The 19,971-nt window shown below is 30.9% G+C and carries 15 protein-coding genes; 9 read left to right on the forward strand and 6 right to left on the reverse strand.

What is annotated here, in order from left to right:
- Positions 1 to 72: 72 nt before the first annotated feature.
- From WHD08_RS01570 to WHD08_RS01600, 7 genes are all read left to right on the forward strand, one after another.
- The gene (locus tag WHD08_RS01570; RefSeq protein WP_340833234.1) at positions 73 to 3,090 is read left to right on the forward strand and encodes a glycosyl hydrolase 2 galactose-binding domain-containing protein; all 3,018 of its coding nucleotides are present in this window, start codon (positions 73 to 75) and stop codon (positions 3,088 to 3,090) included.
- Positions 3,091 to 3,119: 29 nt separating this feature from the next.
- Positions 3,120 to 4,373 (forward strand): Nramp family divalent metal transporter, encoded by a 1,254-nt coding sequence (locus WHD08_RS01575; RefSeq protein WP_208889480.1) that lies wholly within the window; start codon positions 3,120 to 3,122, stop codon positions 4,371 to 4,373.
- A 4-nt stretch (positions 4,374 to 4,377) separates the two neighbouring features.
- The gene (locus WHD08_RS01580) at positions 4,378 to 5,469 is read left to right on the forward strand and encodes a type I phosphomannose isomerase catalytic subunit (protein WP_208889479.1); all 1,092 of its coding nucleotides are present in this window, start codon (positions 4,378 to 4,380) and stop codon (positions 5,467 to 5,469) included.
- A 1-nt stretch (position 5,470) separates the two neighbouring features.
- Positions 5,471 to 6,694 carry a hypothetical protein gene (locus tag WHD08_RS01585; RefSeq protein WP_208889478.1) on the forward strand — a complete coding sequence of 408 codons (1,224 nt, stop codon included), beginning with the start codon at positions 5,471 to 5,473 and terminating at the stop codon, positions 6,692 to 6,694.
- A gap of 23 nt (positions 6,695 to 6,717) precedes the next feature.
- Positions 6,718 to 8,529 carry a hypothetical protein gene (locus WHD08_RS01590; RefSeq protein WP_208889477.1) on the forward strand — a complete coding sequence of 604 codons (1,812 nt, stop codon included), beginning with the start codon at positions 6,718 to 6,720 and terminating at the stop codon, positions 8,527 to 8,529.
- Between the two features lie 33 nt (positions 8,530 to 8,562).
- Positions 8,563 to 9,696 (forward strand): PKD domain-containing protein, encoded by a 1,134-nt coding sequence (locus tag WHD08_RS01595; RefSeq protein ID WP_208889476.1) that lies wholly within the window; start codon positions 8,563 to 8,565, stop codon positions 9,694 to 9,696.
- Positions 9,697 to 9,774: 78 nt separating this feature from the next.
- Positions 9,775 to 10,827, forward strand: a complete 1,053-nt coding sequence (locus tag WHD08_RS01600) for a T9SS type A sorting domain-containing protein (RefSeq protein WP_208889475.1) — start codon at positions 9,775 to 9,777, stop codon at positions 10,825 to 10,827.
- An 82-nt stretch (positions 10,828 to 10,909) separates the two neighbouring features.
- Here WHD08_RS01600 and mnmE read toward each other — a convergent pair whose 3' ends face one another.
- The 3 genes from mnmE to WHD08_RS01615 form a co-directional block, all read right to left on the reverse strand.
- Positions 10,910 to 12,304: a tRNA uridine-5-carboxymethylaminomethyl(34) synthesis GTPase MnmE gene (gene mnmE / locus WHD08_RS01605; protein ID WP_208889474.1), complete on the reverse strand. Its 1,395-nt coding sequence runs from the start codon at positions 12,302 to 12,304 to the stop codon at positions 10,910 to 10,912.
- 97 nt (positions 12,305 to 12,401) lie between these two features.
- Positions 12,402 to 13,277, reverse strand: coding sequence for a mechanosensitive ion channel family protein (locus WHD08_RS01610; RefSeq protein WP_165731041.1), 876 nt, complete (start codon positions 13,275 to 13,277; stop codon positions 12,402 to 12,404).
- Positions 13,278 to 13,326: 49 nt separating this feature from the next.
- Positions 13,327 to 13,827, reverse strand: a complete 501-nt coding sequence (locus tag WHD08_RS01615; RefSeq protein ID WP_165731043.1) for a Dps family protein — start codon at positions 13,825 to 13,827, stop codon at positions 13,327 to 13,329.
- Positions 13,828 to 14,000: 173 nt separating this feature from the next.
- Between WHD08_RS01615 and WHD08_RS01620 the strand changes: the two genes are divergently transcribed.
- A complete protein-coding gene (locus tag WHD08_RS01620; RefSeq protein WP_165731045.1) occupies positions 14,001 to 14,339 on the forward strand; it encodes a DUF4870 domain-containing protein in 339 nt (112 codons plus the stop codon).
- A gap of 404 nt (positions 14,340 to 14,743) precedes the next feature.
- Here WHD08_RS01620 and WHD08_RS01625 read toward each other — a convergent pair whose 3' ends face one another.
- From WHD08_RS01625 to WHD08_RS01635, 3 genes are read right to left on the reverse strand one after another with little or no spacing between them, the layout of a single operon-like run.
- Positions 14,744 to 15,175: a DUF4268 domain-containing protein gene (locus tag WHD08_RS01625; RefSeq protein ID WP_165731047.1), complete on the reverse strand. Its 432-nt coding sequence runs from the start codon at positions 15,173 to 15,175 to the stop codon at positions 14,744 to 14,746.
- Positions 15,176 to 15,178: 3 nt separating this feature from the next.
- Positions 15,179 to 15,592 carry a hypothetical protein gene (locus tag WHD08_RS01630; RefSeq protein ID WP_208889473.1) on the reverse strand — a complete coding sequence of 138 codons (414 nt, stop codon included), beginning with the start codon at positions 15,590 to 15,592 and terminating at the stop codon, positions 15,179 to 15,181.
- 9 nt (positions 15,593 to 15,601) lie between these two features.
- On the reverse strand, positions 15,602 to 16,183 hold the full coding sequence (locus WHD08_RS01635) for a tRNA-(ms[2]io[6]A)-hydroxylase (RefSeq protein WP_165731051.1): 582 nt from the start codon (positions 16,181 to 16,183) through the stop codon (positions 15,602 to 15,604).
- Positions 16,184 to 16,975: 792 nt separating this feature from the next.
- On the opposite strand from WHD08_RS01635, the gene WHD08_RS01640 reads away from it, so the two are divergent.
- Positions 16,976 to 18,796 (forward strand): cation:proton antiporter, encoded by a 1,821-nt coding sequence (locus tag WHD08_RS01640; protein WP_165731053.1) that lies wholly within the window; start codon positions 16,976 to 16,978, stop codon positions 18,794 to 18,796.
- Positions 18,797 to 19,971 lie beyond the last annotated feature (1,175 nt).

Consider the following 19,971-nt stretch of genomic DNA (forward strand, 5'->3'; position numbering starts at 1 on the left):
CAAAAAATAGCTAAACACAAGAACGAAATTAAATTAATAAAACATAAAATGATTAAAAATATAAAACATAAAATGATTAAAAATATAAAACATAAGTGGTTGATTAAAATGTGTTTATGTATTGTGGTTACATTGATTTTTTCTAGACAAGGATATAGTCAAGAAAATAATATAGCACAATATCGTATTGTTACACATTCTTCTTCAATTGATGCAAATCAAACTGGGCATCTTGTTGTAGATGGTAATTCAAAAACCTATTGGGAAGCACATTATAAGGATAAAAACCAATTTCTTTTAATTGATTTAAATTCGAAACAAAAGGCGAATACTCTTACTATTGAATGGGGTGTGAATTTTGCAACAGAATATACGATTTCTATAATTTCTGATCATAAATCAGAAGAGGTTTTTAGTACAGATAATGGTACAGGTGGAAATCAGGTTTTAGATCTTCAAGGAAAGGAAGTTCAGTTTGTAAGAATTGATATTTCTGATGTAAATGATACTGTACGTGGTTGTTCTATAAATGAGGTTGTGGTTCTTGGGCAAAATAACAACAGATTTAAGCCTTCAGAAGTTAATCAAATTTCAGCGAATAATTTATCATTAAACAATTCTAAATGGCGTGTACAATCTACCGCTATGGTGAATGAGAGTGTAGCCGAAATTTCTAATACTGGATATAACGATACAAAATGGATTCCTGCAAAAGTGCCAGGAACTATATTAGGAGATTATTACAATTTTGGTGCATTACCAGATCCATTATATGGAGACAATATGCATCAAATTTCTGATGAATTCTTTTCTGGTAACGATTTTTGGTATCGTACTGAAGTACAATTTTCATCAGAATTAGCAAACAAAAAAATATATTTAAACTTCTCTGGTATTAACTATAAATCAGATATTTATATCAATGGTAAACAATTAGGCCGCATTGAAGGTGGGTTCCTTAGAGGAGAATATGAAGTGTCGGATTTTGTTAATTTAGACAAACCTAATACAATTGCTGTTTTAGTGCATCATAATGATAATTGGGTTTCTGGTACATTTAAAATCTTAAAAAAGAAATTAGGATCTAGAATTTCAAATGGGGATATGTTAGGTCTTGATGGTCCAACTTCATTGGCTTCTGCTGGTTGGAATTGGTTGCCAATTATAAAAGGTAGAAATAATGGTATTTGGAATAATGTAAACTTTAGAGTAGGTGGTAGTATTTCTATAAAAGATCCATGGGTTTCTACAAAGTTTCAATCAAAAGATTTAAAGAAAGCAGATTTAACAATAAGTACAGAGCTTAAAAATTCTTCTTCAAAAGCGATTAATGGAAAATTAATTGCAAGGTTAAATGGTAAAATAAGATTAGAAGTAGCTGTAACGGTTGCTGCTAATGAAACAAAGACAGTTATTCTAGACAAATCTAAGTTCTCTAAATTGTCTATAAAAAAGCCAAAACTTTGGTGGCCAAATGGGTATGGAGAACAAATACTTCAAGATCTTGATTTAGAATTTATTGTTGATGGTAAGATTTCTGATCAGAAAAACATCAAGTATGGTATTCGTGAATTAGAGTATAAAATACAAGAGGGTGTTTTATTTATCTACTGTAATAATACGAGAATTTTACTGAAAGGTGGAAACTGGGGATTACCAGAAGCAATGATGCGTATGGATTACGCTGGGTATGATTTACGTGTTAAATTACATAAAGATGCTAATTTTAATATGATTCGTAACTGGATTGGTATGACAAATCACGAAGAATTTTACCAAGCTTGTGATAAATATGGAGTTTTAATATTTGATGATTTTTGGTTAGCAAATCCTAAAAATGGTCCAAATCCAAATAATTTAGACTTGTTTATGGAAAACGCTAAGGATAAAATTAAATGGGTACGTAAACACCCATCATTAGCTTTTTACTGTGGTCGTAATGAAGGGATTCCTTTATTAGAATATGATCAAGCTATGAAAAAGCAAACAGAATTATTAGATGGTACGCGTCATTATGTTCAAAATTCTGCAGCAGGAACTTTAAGTGGTTATGGTCCTTATGAAGTAAAAACGCCAGAGTGGTATTTTAAAAGAAGAGGAGCAACATTACATAGTGAGATCGGAATTATTGCGATCCCTGAGATTGAGAGTTTACGTAAAATGATGCCTAAAAAAGATTTATGGCCAATTAGCGATATGTGGTCTGTTCATAATTATCAAGATTCTAGATCACACAAGTATACAGATGATTTAGAGGAAAGATACGGAAAAGCTACAAGTGCAGTAGATTATAGTAACAAAGCGCAGTTGTTAAATTATGAAACGGGTAAGGCAATGTTTGAAACGCTTCAATCAAAGCAAGGAAGTGGAATGATTTTATGGATGAGTCAATCTGCGTGGCCTTCTTTAATTTGTCAATTATATGATCATTATTTAGAATATACAGCTTCTTATTTTGCAGTTAAGAAAGGATCTTCAAACATTCATGCTTTTTGGGATATTGACAGAAATGAAATTCGTGTAGCAAATAACACGAGAGAAGATATTAAGAAAGCGACGATAAAAGCAACCATTTTTGATGCTCAAGGAAACGTGGTTTGGAGCCAAGAAGAGCCAATTAGTATAACTTCTACTTCCGTGAAAACATCATTTCCATTAGTACATACTCCGGCTGATAAAGTACTGTATTTAAAATTGGAGTTAACAAGAAAAGGAAAGGTATTAAGCGATAACTTTTATTGGTTAGAGAACAAGAATAAAAATTGTTTAGATCTAAATGATTTACCGAAAGCTGATATTAAATTAAATATAGTTGAGTCTTCTGAAAATAACTTTTATACAGCTAAAATTAAATTAACAAATACCTCTGGTAACATTTCTTTATTGAATAAAATCAAATTGAAAGATAAAGTTACTGGAGAAAGTATTCTTCCGGTTCATTTTGACGATGACTATGTTTCTCTACTTCCTAACGAAGTAAAAACAATCAATATTAAGGTTGATAAAAAGTATTTAAAGAACAAAAATGTAGAAATGCATTTGGAAGGATGGAATACAAAAGGATTAAAATTAGATATCAATAAAAAGTAGCGGTAACACCTACAAAATAAATAAAAATTATGAAACAAACCAATAAAAGCAAGTTTGCAAAATGGTTGGCTTTATTTCTTCCGGGTATCTTTTTACTTGGTTTAAATATCGGAACAGGTAGTGTGACTACCATGGCAAAAGCAGGAGCTGAATACGGAATGTCACTACTTTGGACAGTCATTGCTTCTTGTTTAACAACCTATTTTATGATAAACTTATACGGTAAGTTTACATTAGTAACAGGAGAAACAGCTTTGCAAGCTTTTAGAAAACACATTCACCCAGGTGTTGGTATCTTTTTTATAGTTGCCTTAACCATAGGTGTCTGTGGAAGTGTAATGGGCGTAATGGGTATCGTATCAGATATTTGTTTCGAATGGTCTAAAGGTGCTGTTGAAGGAGGTATTTCTCCAATCTATTTTGCATCTGCTTTTATAGCGATGGTGTATTTTATTTTTTGGAATGGAAAAACGCAATTTTTTGAAAGAGCATTAGCTGTAATTGTGGCAATTATGTCAGCAAGTTTCTTGCTTAACTTTTTTATCATGATGCCACCTCCAATGGATATTATTAGAGGATTAATTCCAAATATACCTGAAAGTTTAGATGCAGATAAAAGTCCGTTTTTAATAATAGCTTCTTTGGTAGGAACCACTGTTTTTTCTGGTTTATTTATCATTAGAACAACTTTAGTAAAAGAAGCTGGTTGGAAAATAACGGATTTAAAAAAGCAAAGTAATGATGCTATTGTGTCTGTAGTATTAATGTTTATTATTAGTGCTTCTATTATGGCAGCTGCTGCAGGTACACTTTTTATTGAAGGTATTGGTTTATCAACTGCATCTCAAATGATTAGCATATTAGAGCCGTTAGCAGGAACTTTCGCTACATCTTTGTTTGCAATCGGTATTATTTCTGCAGGTGTTTCTTCTCAATTTCCAAACATTTTAATGTTGCCTTGGTTAATCTGTGACTATAACAATTCAGATAGAAACATGACTTTACCTAAGTACAGAATAATGGTTCTTTTAATTTCATTATTAGGTTTAGTAGTACCCGTTTTTAATGCACAACCCATATTTGTAATGGTTGTTTCACAAGTTTTTAACGCTGTTATTTTACCTGTTACAGTTTTAGGAATTATGTACTTGAGTAATAGGGCGGATTTAATGGGAGTTCACAAAAACAAACCATTAGAGAATGCTTTTTTAGGACTAATATTATTGTTTTCATTATACACTTCGTTTATAGGAATTACAGGAGTTATTCAAATTTTTAGTTAAGATTATGGAAGATTTACAAAAATTCGCACACGTACCTTTAAAACAAGTCAATAATAGAGTTTGGCGCACCTATGGTGGTGGAGCTTTAATTGATAAATGGAAAAGAGATACTCCTGAAAAAGATGGTAGTATGCCAGAAGAATGGATTATGTCTACTATTACTGCAAGAGGAAAAGGGCGCCCAGAAGAGGAAGGACTCTCATTATTAAATACGCCAAATGGTTTAAAATCATTGAAAGAATTAGTGGAGTCTAATAAAGAACTTTACTTAGGGAAAAAGTTAGCTGATAAATTTGGAACTACGGGTGTTTTAATCAAAATGTTAGATTCAAATGAACGATTAACGATTCAAGTACATCCAGATAAAGAATACGCAAAAACGAAGTTGAATTCTAATTTCGGAAAAACGGAATCTTGGTATGTATTAAACAACAGAGAAATAGATGGTGAAAAGAGTGTTGTTTATATGGGCTTTAAAGAAGGCGTTACAAAGGCAATTTGGAAGGAACACTTTTTAAATCAAAATATTGAAGGGATGCTAAATTGCCTTCATAAAATTGAAGTAAAACCTGGTGATGCATTTATGATTTATGGTGGTGTACCACATGCTATTGGAAGTGGTTGTTTCTTGATGGAAGTTCAAGAACCTACAGATTATACAATGAGAGTTGAAAAAATAACTCCAAAAGGTTTAACTATTTCTGATGAATTAATTCATCAAGGTGTAGGAGAAGAAATGATGCTAGAATGTTTTCACTATGATTTTTATTCATATGAAGAAGCGATGAAGCTTTGGAAAGTAACACCTAAAGTTATTGATAAATCAGATAATCATAATTTAAATTCAATTTTTAACGAAACGCATACAGATTGCTTTGGTTTGAAAGAACTTGATTTAGATGGTGAGTATACTTTAAAAGGAAATGATAGTTTTTATGTAGCAGTTATTTATTATGGAGAAGGAACTATTTTATGCAATGGAGAAGAATATGAATTTAAGCAAGGTGATGAGATTTTTCTATCAGCAGCAATAAATGAAGTTACCTATAAATCAAAAATAGCATCAAAAATTTTACTCTGTTATCCACCAAGTTAAAATGAAGAAAGTAATTTTCATATCATTCTTATTAACACTAACGCATTTTGTAAATGCGCAAGATTTTGTGTCAAATAATTTATCCGATGAACAAATATTAGGATTGATTGAAAAGCACAGACCATCTAAAGGAGGTAAAATTCCATCCAATTTAAAATATAGATTAGGAGCAACTCATGTAAACGGACAATATCATTTAACAGATGAACCTTTTATTATTGAAGGTGCTAAAAAAGTACAAGAGTTAGGATATGGTATTTTAAAGTTATGGTTTTATAAAGCAAATGGTCAAGCACATGGTTATAAATACAACTCAGATTGGAATTTAACCCAAACTATGACCTTAAAAGAATTGGCTAATCATAAATATTATGATGAAGTTTTTAAGATGCCCTTTAAAGTTTTTGCTCTAAATATTAAAGATGGATACGGAAAAGCATCTACAGAAGATCAAACAGAAAACTTAAATCGTGTAGAAAAAGAATTTTATGATTTAACAACTCATTTTCTTACTAAATATAAAGACAGAGAAGTCTCATTTATACTTTCAAATTGGGAAGGTGATTGGATGCTACGAGGGGGTACAAGTGCAAAAAGCAAATGGCGAAAAGATTCAGTTTCACCAAATGCACCAGTAAGAGTAAAAAATATGATTGATTGGGTTAAGGCACGCCAAAAAGGAGTTAGTCGAGCTCGAAATAATTTTCAGGATTCAAAATGTAAAGTTTACAATGCAGTTGAGGTAAATAAAGTTTATGATGGTATTCTTCATAGTATGCCTTCAATTACAACTAGTGTTTTACCTCATGTAAAAGTAGATATGGTAGCATGGTCTGCTTATGATGGAAAATCTGAAGATGGCATAAAAATGTATAAAGGGGTTGATTATTTAAGACATTATATGAATCCTACAGCTTATATGAAAGGTGAAAAATTTGTATTTATTGGTGAAATAAATGAGCATGAAAACAGAAATAATAGAACTAAAGAATATGTTCAGAATTTTACAGATGTGATAATGGGCGTTTATTTGGCGCAAAAAATACCTTATATATTTTATTGGGAGTTATATTCAAATGACACAAAAAAAGGATCTAAAAAACAAGATAGAGTTCTTAAATATGAGGAGTTAGCAGGTAATTGGTTAATTCGTCCAGATGGGTCATTTGGTTGGGCACAAGAGTATTTTAATGTTCTTTTAGAAAGATCAAAAAGCCAAAATTAAACTTATAAAAATAAATACATAGAATGAAGAAATATTTAGTTTTAATTATAATACTACTATCCTTTGGGAATATGTTTTCCCAATCCTTTAATTGGACTGTAGATGCAAATGGAATGTACAGAAATGGTACTCCTTTCTTTTTAAACGGACAATCTTGGGCAAAAGCTACACCTTTTACTGATGGTCAACAAACTAATAGTGAAGCTTTAGTAAAAGAAAAACTTTCGGAATTAAGTGCTATTGGTGTTAATACCTTACGTATTTATGGAAGTCCAGATGACAGTAAATGGGGTAATTCTTATTTTGAAAATTATGCTAATTTAATAAAATGGATAGAAGAATGGAATGTAGCAAACCCAGATGGAGGGAATCCTAATAAAGCGATGCATTATATGGTGCAAATCAATCCAGAAGATAATATATCAGACCTTTCTGATGACTTACCAACAAATGATGCCGCATCATTTGCACGAGCTATAAGTGACACTTCTCATAAAGGAAGTGTGGCAAGTTTAATTAATACAATTAATACTGCTGCAGGTACAGATGGAAGTAAGTATTTAATGGGATATTTAATGTATCACGAATTAAATGTTTCATCAAAATATGCCTCTTGGTATAATGAAATAGGAGCTCAAGGAATAGAAGATTTTATGAATGCTGCCGCAGATGCAATTCATAATACATATGCACCAGGTAAACTTGTTTCTCATACAGGAGATGCTAAAGATTCTGGAAATGGAATATCTGTAAATTTATACCAGGAACTTGAGAATTTAGATTCAGAAGATGGTAATGTATTTGAGAATTTTGATTTATTAGGATTCAATCTCTATATATCTACAGATGCAATCTTAAAAAAGAATTCTTATTATAAAAGGATTGTTCATCGTCGTGGCATTAGTGTAAATAGCAATCGTGGTTGGTATGTAGGAGAAACAGGAGCGTCTTATGATAGAGATGCAAACTCAAGTAGTGTAGCTGCAGCAAACTATGAAAATCATGAAGGAGCAGCCAATTTAGAGATTATGTTTCATAAAACTAAAGAGTTAGGAAACCTCATAGGATTTATGCTTTTTACGGTACAAGATAATGATACGGATTTGGCAATAAGTAGTGTCATAAAACAAAGAGGGCATTATGATTTCTACGGAGATAAGAAGTTTTTATACTATATCTATAAAGATATTCTAATTGATCAGGTTTCAACAAACAACCGTTTTCATTCTACAGATGATCATGAAGTTGGTGTAACTATTGAAGAAAGTACAAGTAATTATTCTATCACTTTTCAATTTAAAAACAAAACAACTTCAGATAAAGAGTTTTTCTGGTCTATACATGGGGATCAAGGTTCTGGGAGTCAGCGTTTTTCTAAGTTAGAAGAAGAAAGTTATTTAATGTTAAATGCAGGAGAGCAAACAAGTTTTACAAAAACAATAGTAAAGCCTAGTAGTAATGTTCTTTTTGCAGTTTCAGCTTCAGTAATAAAAGAGAAAACCCCGGATAATCAATATTTCTACGGGAGAGAGCATGTGTTTAGCGATGCTATTAGTACTGTAGCAGGCTTAAACTTAAATGTAAATAATTTTCCATTATCTATTAAAGATTTTAGTATAAATCATAATCAAAATTTAAAATCTGGGTTGATAATAGTTACTGAGAATAATGGTTTTAGAACACCAGAAGGTTCTTGGGAAATCATTCTTTATTCATTGAAAGGATCCGAAATGTTCAGAAAAAAATTACATAAATCACAAATATTAAATTGGAGTGAATTGCTTCCAGGTATTAGTATACATACTTTATTAGCCTATAAATTAAAACGAAATTAAACTAGCGAAATATTAAACCTAAATTATTAAATAATGAAAAACTATATTAAAATAAAAAAAGTAAGATTATTCTTTTCAAGAAACTTGATGTTCTTTTTTCTAATGATAAGTCTCTTATTAGTAAGTTCTTGTGAAGATGATAGTGAAGCTGCACCAGAAGCGTCTTTTACTTTTATAACGGATGATGACAGAGTTGTTACTATTACAAATACATCAATAAATGCAGAGCAATATTATTGGAATTTTGGAGAAGTAGGTTCAGCTATTTCAGAAGAAGAAAGTCCAACTTTTACATACGCATCAGATGGTACTTTTAAAATTGCTTTGAGTGCAGTTGGATTAGGTGGTGTGCATCAAATAGTACAGGATGTTACCGTTGAAGAAATTATTCCTCCTGGAATTCCTGTTCCAAAGTATAAGCTAATTACTGATAATCTAAGTTCAAACTTTGAAAACTTAACAAACCTAAATGATGCGGATACATTTACTTGGGATTTTGGTGATGGTAATCAATCAAGTGATGCTAGTCCAACTCATAGTTATGCAGACGCTGGTAGGTACGAAGTTACATTTACGGCTGCAGGTCCATTAGGTTCTTCCGTATTAGTAGATAGTGTATTTGTTTCAAAAGAACTTAAAATAAACAATGGTACTTGGGATGATGAGCCTGTGAAAAATGATAATAGAATAGCTTGGAGAAATACCGCTTTGGAGAAATTAGCAGATGGTGTTTTTGGAGACTCAGACTATTATGCCAAAGCGACTAGTAGCAATAATCATACAGTTGGGGGAAGTTATGCTGCAAATTTAACAACAAATAATTCATCTTCTAAGCCAAGACGTTGGTTATATCAAGACATTATCGTTTCTCCAAATGCAAGTTATACAATAACTTTTTGGATGAAACAGAAACCTGATGCAGGTTGTGCTACGTATGCCAATATTTATGAAGATCATTTTGATGCACCAGAATTTATAGATGTATCAGAGAAAATAATCGCATCACAAACGTATGATGATGCTACAGGAAGTTCTACTGCAGAATGGATAGAGCAACAAATAACATTTGAAACAGGTTCAAGTAGTGAAATTGTCTTTTTTATGACAAACGATTTTACGGCTTCAGAACAAGCTTATTATGACGACTTTACAATTGTGAAGAACTAGAAAATAATAAAATCCACTTTTTATATTATAAAAAGTGGATATATATAAATTAATTATTAATACTTAAATCTCATAATTATGAGAATAAAATTATTTTTAACAGTACTATTTACCACATTACTATCTTTTGGGCAAGATTTGTCTAAGTTACCTGTATATGAGGGTTTTGATTACACAGAGGGAACTACTTTATTAGATTCAGATGCAAAGACTGGGCAAGGGGCTTGGACTGAAAATGATTATGGAAGTACAAAGAATCCTTCTGTAATTGCTTCACCATTTACTAGTTATGCTGGTTTACCTGCATTTACAGGAAATGCAATTCAAATTAAAGGAGGAACTAATGATCCTTTATTATATTTTGAACCAGTAACTGAAGATGATGGCGTAAATTTATATGCTTCTTGTATCATTAAAGTTACAGATATGACTTCTTTATCAGGAACGGCAAAAGATTATTTCTTTACGTTGTCAGGGTCTGGTACTGGAGGGTATGGTGCTGCACTTTATTTTTCACAAATTGATGCGACTACCTTTAATCTTGGTATAAATGAGAGCAATACTTCTGGTGAAGCTACAATTTATACGGGTGCTACTTTTACTGAAAATGTAGATGAAATATTTGTTGTTATAAAATATGAATTTAACAAGGACGGAAATTCAGTTGCTCATTTATTTGTGAATCCAACGATTAATGGTACTACTGAACCATCTGCTACTTCGGATACGAGTTCTATAACCTTAGAAAATGAATCTAATAAATCATCTTTTACGGCTTTAAAAATAAATGCCAATTCTAATTCTAAAACTCCTGCAATGGCTATTGATGAAATTAGAATAGGAACTTCTTGGGCAGATGTTACGACTTCAAGTACTTTAAATATACCTCAAAAAGAGTTGGTTAATTTTAATGTGTACCCTAACCCAGCAAATAATTATATCAATATAGATTCAAAAAAAGAAAAAATTGCCTCTGTTGATATAATTAATGTTTTAGGTAAACGAGTTTTATCTCAAAAAAGTATAATTAATAATCGTTTAGATATTTCTTCTCTAAAAAAAGGGATTTATATTATGAAAGTAAAAAGTATTGAAAACAACACTATTACGAAACGATTAATTATCAATTAGTAAGTTATTTTATAAAACTAACTTTCATTTTAACTAACTTCTAGATATCTAGGAGTTAGTTTTTTTTAATAAGAAAACAAATCTATTTGCCAATACAAAAATTCCCAAATATATGCCCCAAAATATCCTTATCCACATCATATTCCCCAGTTATATTCCCTAAATGACGCAAACACTCTCTAATATCAATAGAAAATAAGTCTGTAGAAATTTCTAAATCAATTCCCTCTTGCACAGAAGAAATAGCGATTAAAGCATTGTTTAAAGCCTCAAAATGACGCGAATTAGTAACAATAGTTTCGTTGTTACTTAAAGCACCAATATTAACCAAAGAAGTCAATTCGTTTTTAAGCTCTTCAATACCTGTTTTGTTTTTAGCAGAAAGTAAAATTAGATTCTCAATATCAGACTGTAAAACAGCGGAATCATGGCAAGATAAGGTATCAACTTTGTTGGCAATCACTAATAAGCGTTTGTTAGGGAAGCGTGTTTTTATAGTTTCTATTTCTTCTAAAAATTCATCACTAGCGTAGGAGTACTTATTAGAGTCGATTAAGAAAATAATCAACTGGGCATTTTCTGCTTTTTCGTACGCTTTTTTAATCCCGATACTCTCTACAACATCTTCCGTTTCTCTAATTCCGGCAGTATCAATAAAACGAAAAGCAACACCATCAATAATCATTTCATCTTCAATAGCATCTCTGGTTGTACCAGCAATATCAGAAACAATGGCTTTTTCTTCGTTTAAAAGTGTATTTAAAAGTGTAGATTTTCCAACATTTGGTTCGCCAATAATAGCAACCGGAATTCCGTTTTTCATAGCATTTCCAAAAGAAAAACTATCAATTAAACGCTTTAAGACAAAAGTAATTTTAGCCACCAATTCTTTAAACTTCGTTCTGTCTGCAAATTCCACATCTTCACCAGAAAAATCGAGTTCTAACTCAATTAAAGCTGCAAAATCTAACAACTGAACACGCAGGTCTTTCAATTCATTGGTAATTCCGCCACGCATTTGCTGAATTGCCATTTGGTGACTTGCCGCAGAATTAGAAGCAATTACATCGGCAACCGCTTCTGCTTGACTTAAATCCATCTTACCGTTTAAAAAAGCACGCATGGTAAACTCACCATTATCAGCCATTCTACAACCATTTTGTAAGAATAATTGAATAATTTCTTGCTGAATAAAACTAGAACCATGACAAGAGATTTCAACTACATTTTCTCCTGTATAAGAATTAGGGTTTTTAAAAACAGAAACTAAAACTTCATCAACAAGAATATTATTTTGTATAATATGTCCTAAATGAATGGTGTGCGTTTTCTGATTCTTTAAAGTCTTTCCTTTTTTTATCGATTTAAAAAAAGCATCAACAATAGTGATAGCATTTTCTCCAGAAAGTCTAATTACAGAAATAGCGCCAACACCAGCAGGAGTTGCCAAAGCAATAATAGTATCGTTTTTAATCATGTTGCAAAAATACATAAAGATTTTATCAGAAAAGAAAAAAGCTGAACACAAAATGTGTTCAGCTTTTTAGGTAATTGGGGGAATAAAGTTTATAAGTTTAAGATTGCTCTTTATCAACAATATTCTTGATGTCTAACTGTTGGTTGGGTAATATCTCTAATGTTCTCATTGGGAACGGGATACTGATGTTTTCTTTGTCAAACGCTTGTTTAATTTTTATTATCGCGAGACTTTTAGCCTTTAATTTTCCCATTGCATTGGTAGAATCTACCCAAAATCTGCATAAAAAATTAATAGAGCTATCACCAAACTCGGTGTAAAAGAATTCTACTTCCTTATTAGCTTCATTTTGTGTAAAATTGTTAGAAATTACTTCTCTAGTTAGCGCTTCTACCTTATCTAGATCTGCACCATATTCTACACCACATTCTATAGAAATTCTCATTTTCTTGGTGAGAGAATAATTTTTAAAAGGACTTTCTAAAATGGTTTTATTGGGTATAACTACCATATTATTATCTGCCTCTTTTATAACAAAGTAATTTAAATTAATATCTATTACTTCACCAGAATAACCATTGGTTTCTACCCAATTACCAATGTTTAAATTTTGTCTAAAGGATAAAACAACACCAGAAATAGTGTTAGAAAGTGTACCTTGTAGCGCCAAACCAATCACAATACCAGACACGCCAGCAGCAGAAATAATGGCTTTTAGGGTATCATCAAACTTTAATACAGTCATGGCTAAATACAAGCCAAGTAATATAGTTAGGGCAGAGGCAAATCTAGAAACTAAATCTCTAACAGATTTTTGTCTTATTTTTTTTCCTATCGTTTTGTTTACAATAGAGTTCATTCCTCTTGAAGCAAAATAGGCTATAAATAGTACTACTATTGCAATAGCAATGTTGGGAATGTTTTTGATAAAGACATCTTTCCAGATCTCTAGTTTTTCAGTTATTTTATCCATTTTTTAATTAAGTGATGAAATTATTTTGAAGTAATGTAAGCTAATTTTATTATTCTACAAAACTACTGTCCAATACGTCACTCGTGTTTTTAGACCATGCATTCAACATCCAAGAAGATTTTTCTAGCTCTCTAATGTATGCTCCAATTAAATCTGCCGTACCTTCATCTTCGACTTCATTGGCTTTCTTTATTACTTTAGAAAGTTGTGTTAAAATTATATTCTGATCGTTTTTTAGAATGTCTACCATTTCAACATCGGTTAATAATGGACTAGATTCTTTAACGTTAGAAACTTCTATGTAATCAGACAATTTACTAATTGGGTGGTATTTTAAGGTGACAATTCTTTCTGCAATATCATCAATTTTAAGTTTTGTATCATTATACATGTCCTCAAATTGATTGTGTAATTCAAAAAAGTTTTTGCCTAAAACATTCCAATGAAAATTTCTTAATTTCTGATAATACACTTGGTAATCTGCCAACAGTACATTTAATTCTGATACCACTGGTAATGCTTTGTCTTTGTCAATATTTAAGTAATTCATAATATATGTTTTTAAGTTCCATACAAAATTACAATCAATGCATAGTTTGTCTTTGCTCAAATAGAATACATATTAACTCAAATACTTTTTTATAAAAATAACAACTCAAAATATGTAACAAAACAAACTTTTTTAAGTCTAATAAGTACACAACTAAAACTTTATATATAAAAATGAAAGAAGATAAACAGCTATTAGTACTTACTCATTTAAGTCAATTATTAGATTTTGTAACCGGCATTGGTGGCTTTATAGTTCCCTTAATTTTATGGATCACAAAAAAGGATGAAATCTTTGGAATGGATGCACACGGAAAAGCAATTCTTAATTTTAGAATCTCTATGTTTATCTATATCTTAATTTGTATCCCGTTAATTTTTCTTTTCGGATTAGGAATTTTAGGGTTCATTGTAATCGGAATTTTCTATTTAATTTTCCCAATTATAAACGCCATAAAAGTTAGTAATAATGAAGCACCAAATTATCCTTTTAGCATTGCATTTATAAAATAGAAAAAGAAGAAAGTAGCTTATTAGAATCGTCCATTTTTAGGGCGATTTTTTTTTTGCTATAATTACGCTTCGTAAGTTGGGCGTTCCCTAAAAAGGTCAGGCTTTACACTATATCTTTTTGTAAAAACAAAAAGGATGCCGTTCCAATCCTTAACGCAAACAAAATATAGACTATAAGAAAAATTGATAGCTTTGTTTTTAGTGGTGTTGTTTTGTTTTAAAAGATTTAAAATCAAAACATTAGGTACTTGTTGCTGAATCTTTGGTTTAGGTGTTTTTTTGAATTTATAGAGGTGTTAAATGACGTGGTTTCATCTTTAGAGATAATAAAATTCATAAAAAAAAGCTCTAAATCATATAAAAAAAGAAGTAAACATTTGATTTAAAATCACAAAAAATGAAGATTAAATGTTCTTTATAATATCTTCATATTCGTAAAAAAAGAGCTCAAATTTAGGCATGGTTTCCATGTAAAATTCAAAACAATCTCTCCAAGAATTTTTATTATAAACGCTAAATTTTCCTTCGAAAGGAACATAAATTCTATGAATTATTTTACCACTTTCTAGCTCAAATTCATCGTTAAAAATCACCTCTGGTAACTCTGTTTCTAACAGCGTTTTTAAAGATAACATTTGGTCGTAATAAAGCAAATTTACCAATTCATCTGGGTTCTCAATGTCTAAACAAACCATGGCTTGTTTTCTTTCGGCAACAAATTTAAAAGAGAAACCTTTAATTTTAGTGTTGTACAATAACCATTTTCTAGGGAAAGATTTCCCAAAACTAGTCCAAAAATCTTTTCGTAAAAGTGCTGATTCTTCTTTAGAGAACATTTGTTATTTTTTATTCGGTGTAAATATGTGAACCTTTTCTGTGCTAAAACCATTGGAAAACCAGGTTCTATAATGTAAAAGATCTGTATTAAAATTGGTAGCAATAACGTTGGCTATTGCTTCTAATTTGGTGTTGTTAAAATCGGTATTTGCTTTATCAATATTTAATACAATACCAAAATTATGCTCTTTTGGTACATTATCATCCCATTCATTTAAGGTTCCAATTTTATAAGGTTTGCTTATGTTATAATCGATTCCGTTAAAATTAACTTCTGCGCTTTCTGTTTCATCTTCAGTTATAAAAGTCATTTGAGGTAATGATAACAACAAACTAAATTGCTCACAAAATTCTTTTAAACTCAAATCTACAAAAGCAGAAAAATGTTCAATTTTAGAAATATTATCTATATCCATATCTAGTGTTTATCCGTGTATTTTAGCCGTATTACCACGTTCTTTCATCAATTCTGCTTCAAAAGCTAGTAAAGCATTCCACTTTTCGTTAACAATCTCTTTGTCTTGATATTGGCGTGCAAATTGTAAAAAAGTAGTATAATGTCCTGCTTCAGAAATCATTAAGTTATTGTAGAATTTAGACAATTCCTCGTCTTCCATGTTTTCAGAAAACACTTTAAAACGCTCGCAACTTCTTGCTTCAATTAAGGCAGCAACTAACAAACGCTGAATTAAAGCATCGGTTCTGTCTCCAGTCTTTTTAAAGAATTTTTGCAATCGGATAGCATAATCATTTTTTTGCTCACGCCCTAAAACCATTCCACGTTTCACCATTAACAAATGCACCATTTTAAAGTGTTGCATTTCCTCAATAGCAATATTGCTCATTTCCTTTACCAACTCTGTCTCTTCAGAATAATTAATAATAATAGAAACTGCATTAGAAGCTGCTTTTTGCTCTAAAAATGCATGGTCTGTAAGTATTTGCTGTAAATTATCTTTGGCTATTTCTGCCCAAGAAGTTTCAGTTTCAAATTGTAATCCTAACATACTTTTATATTTTTTTGTAATCTAAAGCTCAAATAAGCTATAGATTTAATTCTTTAGCATTTACAAAGGTTTTCTATCTACTTTAAAAATAGGGGAAGCATTCGTATTACAATTAGGTAATACGACAGCTATAATAACCTGTTTTACAAAATAGTGTACCTTCAAAAAAAATTGAACGTCAAAAATAGTGCAATTTTCATTAAAAAGTACCTTACATTTTTTATTTACTTGTGGTGTGCTATGTTTAAAAGCAATCGTTTTGTAAGTGTATTTCGTTAGAAATCAATAAAAGTTGCGGCTAAAACAAAAGAATTATAGGGGGCAGTAGATAAATACTTGCTTTTTGTTCAACTTAAATTGTTCTATTTCTTTTTGGTTATTAAACTTACTATTGTTAAGTCTAACGCAGTCGAGAAGTATTAGATTATTAAATAGGTTTCGACTGCGGTCAACCAGACATTTACTTGTTTTTAAACTAAATGCTATCCAATTAACTACTTAGCTCTAATCATTTAATTTCAAGATTATTATTACACCTATTTTTCAAGGTTTTTTGATTTTACACATTCGTTTTTAAAACCATCAGTTCTTAGAGTTCTATTCTGAATAATAAATTTTAATTTTTGAGAAAACGTAGCGTTATTTGTAATTTTATAAACTTTATGTAAAAAAGAGATCTATAGTTTCATTTATCTGTAGAATAATGCAGATTTTAGAAAAAATAAAAACTGCTATTTTATTTTTATGATAGGCAAACATTCTTATTTTTACATTTAATAGAACGATTGATATATGATAGAATTAGCAGGTATAATTATTTTAGGAATATTAGCACAATGGGTAGCATGGAAATTTAAAATCCCAGCAATATTACCTTTAATTTTAATTGGTTTACTAGTAGGACCAATTGCTGCAGAGTTTTTAAGTGAAGACGGAACAAAGTGGATAGAGCCAGTCTGGAATGGAAAAAAAGGTCTTTTTCCTGGAGATAGTTTGTACTACTTTGTGTCTTTAGCCATTAGTATTATCCTTTTTGAAGGTGGCTTAACTTTAAAAAGAAGTGAGATTAAAAATGTAGGACCCGTAATTACAAAACTAATAACAATAGGTTCTACCATTACTTTTTTTGGAGCAGGAATGGTGGCGCATTATGTTTTTGATTTAAGCTGGGAACTTTCTTTTCTGTTTTCGGGTTTAATTATTGTTACAGGACCTACTGTAATCACGCCAATTTTAAGAAACATTCCTCTAAAAAAAGATATTTCTACAGTTTTAAAGTGGGAGGGAATTTTAATAGATCCAATAGGTGCTTTAGTGGCAGTATTGGTTTTTGAGTTTATTAGTGTAGGTGGTGGAAGTGGTTTTACTAAAACAGCCTTATTGGAATTTGGTAAAATATTACTTTTCGGAACCACTTTTGGATTTACGTTTGCACATGCTTTAGCGTATGCCATCAATAAAAAAATGATTCCACATTATTTATTAAATGTAGTCTCTTTATCTACCGTTTTATTGGTGTTTGTAGAGTCGGAAGTTTTTGCACATGAATCAGGTTTATTGGCAGTTGTGGTGATGGGAATGGTTTTAGGAAACGGTAAATTAAGCAACTTAAAAGAATTGCTTTATTTTAAAGAATCTTTAAGTGTTTTGTTAATTTCCATCCTATTTATTTTATTGGCTGCAAACATTAATATGGAAGATTTACTCTTGTTGTATACCTGGAAAACAGTAACACTTTTTGCTGCTGTTGTCTTTGTAATAAGACCTTTAGCAGTTTTTGTAAGTACCAGAAATTCTAAATTAAAATTCAATGAAAAACTATTTATCAGTTGGGTAGGACCTCGTGGAATTGTAGCGGCAGGAATTGCGTCTTTATTTGGGAGTAAGTTATTAAAACAAGGTGTAGAAGGAGCAGAGTATATTACACCTCTGGTTTTTATGATTGTTCTAGGTACGGTTTTATTTAATGCCACCACAGCAAGGTTATTTGCAAAAATGGTGGGTGTTTTTCTAAAAAGATCCGATGCTATTTTAATTATTGGAGCCTCTAGTCCGGCGAGGTTAATTGCAAAATATTTAAAAGACAATGATAAAAGGGTTATTTTGATAGACTCTAATAAAAACTTTATTCAAAAATCATTAAAAGCAGGTTTAGAAGCCATTGAAATAGATATTTATAACCAAGATTTAACGGATAATATCGAGTTAAATGATGTTGGTTATTTAATTGCAATGACGGGTAGTGAAGCGGTAAATAAATATGCTATAGAAAGTTTTTCTAATAATTTTGGAGAACAAGGTTCATATCGATTGGCAACTTCCGAAGAAATAAAAAATCCAAACTTAAGTATAGAGCAACAACAAATATTATTCAACCCAAAAGGTGATTATATTAATTTAAGTGAAGCTTTTAGAGAGAATCCTAAAATTTATGAAGTAGAAATTAATACAGAAGATGAATACAAGACAATGGTTTCTAGGTTGTTTAATGAATTTAAATCGGTGCTTTTATTTATCAGAAAAGATGATAAATTATACCTAATTCCTGAATTTGAAAAAACAGAATTAACCAAAGAGGATTGTACTTTAATTTACTTAGGTAAAAATGTGTAATATTTAGTGAAAGAACTTTACTTAGCTAAAACGCTAAACCAATGAAAACTCACAATGTCTTCCTGAGCCTGTCGAAGGATCGCAGTTGAGTTTTCAATCCTATTTATAGTCAAAGTAATTGGTTAAAAAAGACTTAAACAATTCAGACAGACAAATCGTTGGTGTAATTGTGTCCTGGTTATAATTTAATGAAGCCAATTTATTTACTTAAATACGCTAAACCAATGAATACTCACAATGTCCTCCTGAGCCTGTCGAAGGATCACGTTTGAGTTTTCGGTCCTATGTACATCAAAGTAATTGACTCAAAAAGTCTTCGACAAGCTCAGTCAGACAGACGTTATTGTAATTGTGTTCTGGTTATAATTTAACAAAACCAATTTACTTAACTAAAAACGCTAAACCAATGAATACTCACAATGTCCTCCTGAGCCTGTCGAAGGATTACGCTTGAGTTTTCAATCCTATGTACATCAAAGCAATTGATTTAAAAAGTCTTCGACAAGCTTAGCCAGACAAATCGTTTGTGTAGTTGTGTTCTGGTTATAATTTAACGAAAGCAATTTATTTACTTAAAAACGCTAAACCAATGAATACTCACAATGTCCTCCTGAGCCTGTCGAAGGATTCAGCTTGAGTTTTCAGTTCTATTTAACTCAAAGTAATTGGTTAAAAAAGACTTCGACAAACTCAGCCAGACAAATCGTTGTTGTAATTGTGTTATGGTTATAATTTAACGAAAGCAATTTACTTAAAAACGCTAAACCAATGAATACTCACAATGTTATCCTGAGCTTGTCGAAGGATCACAGTTTAGTTTTCAATCTTATTTATATCAAAGTAATTGGTTAAAAAAAGTCTTCGACAAGCTCAGCCTGACAAATCGTTATTATAATTGTGTTTTAACTTAATGAAACCAATTTACTTAACTAAAAAGGCTAAACCAATAAAAACTCACCATGTCCTCCTGAGCCTGTCGAAGGATTGCGCTTGAGTTCTCAATTCTATGTACATCAAAGTAATTGACTCAAAAAGTCTTCGACAAGCTCAGTCAGACAGACGTTATTGTAATTGTGTTCTGGTTATAATTTAACAAAACCAATTTACTTAACTAAAAACGCTAAACCAATGAATACTCACAATGTCCTCCTGAGCCTGTCGAAGGATTACGCTTG

Source organism: Polaribacter sejongensis (assembly GCF_038024065.1).
Taxonomy (GTDB): Bacteria; Bacteroidota; Bacteroidia; order Flavobacteriales; family Flavobacteriaceae; genus Polaribacter; species Polaribacter sejongensis.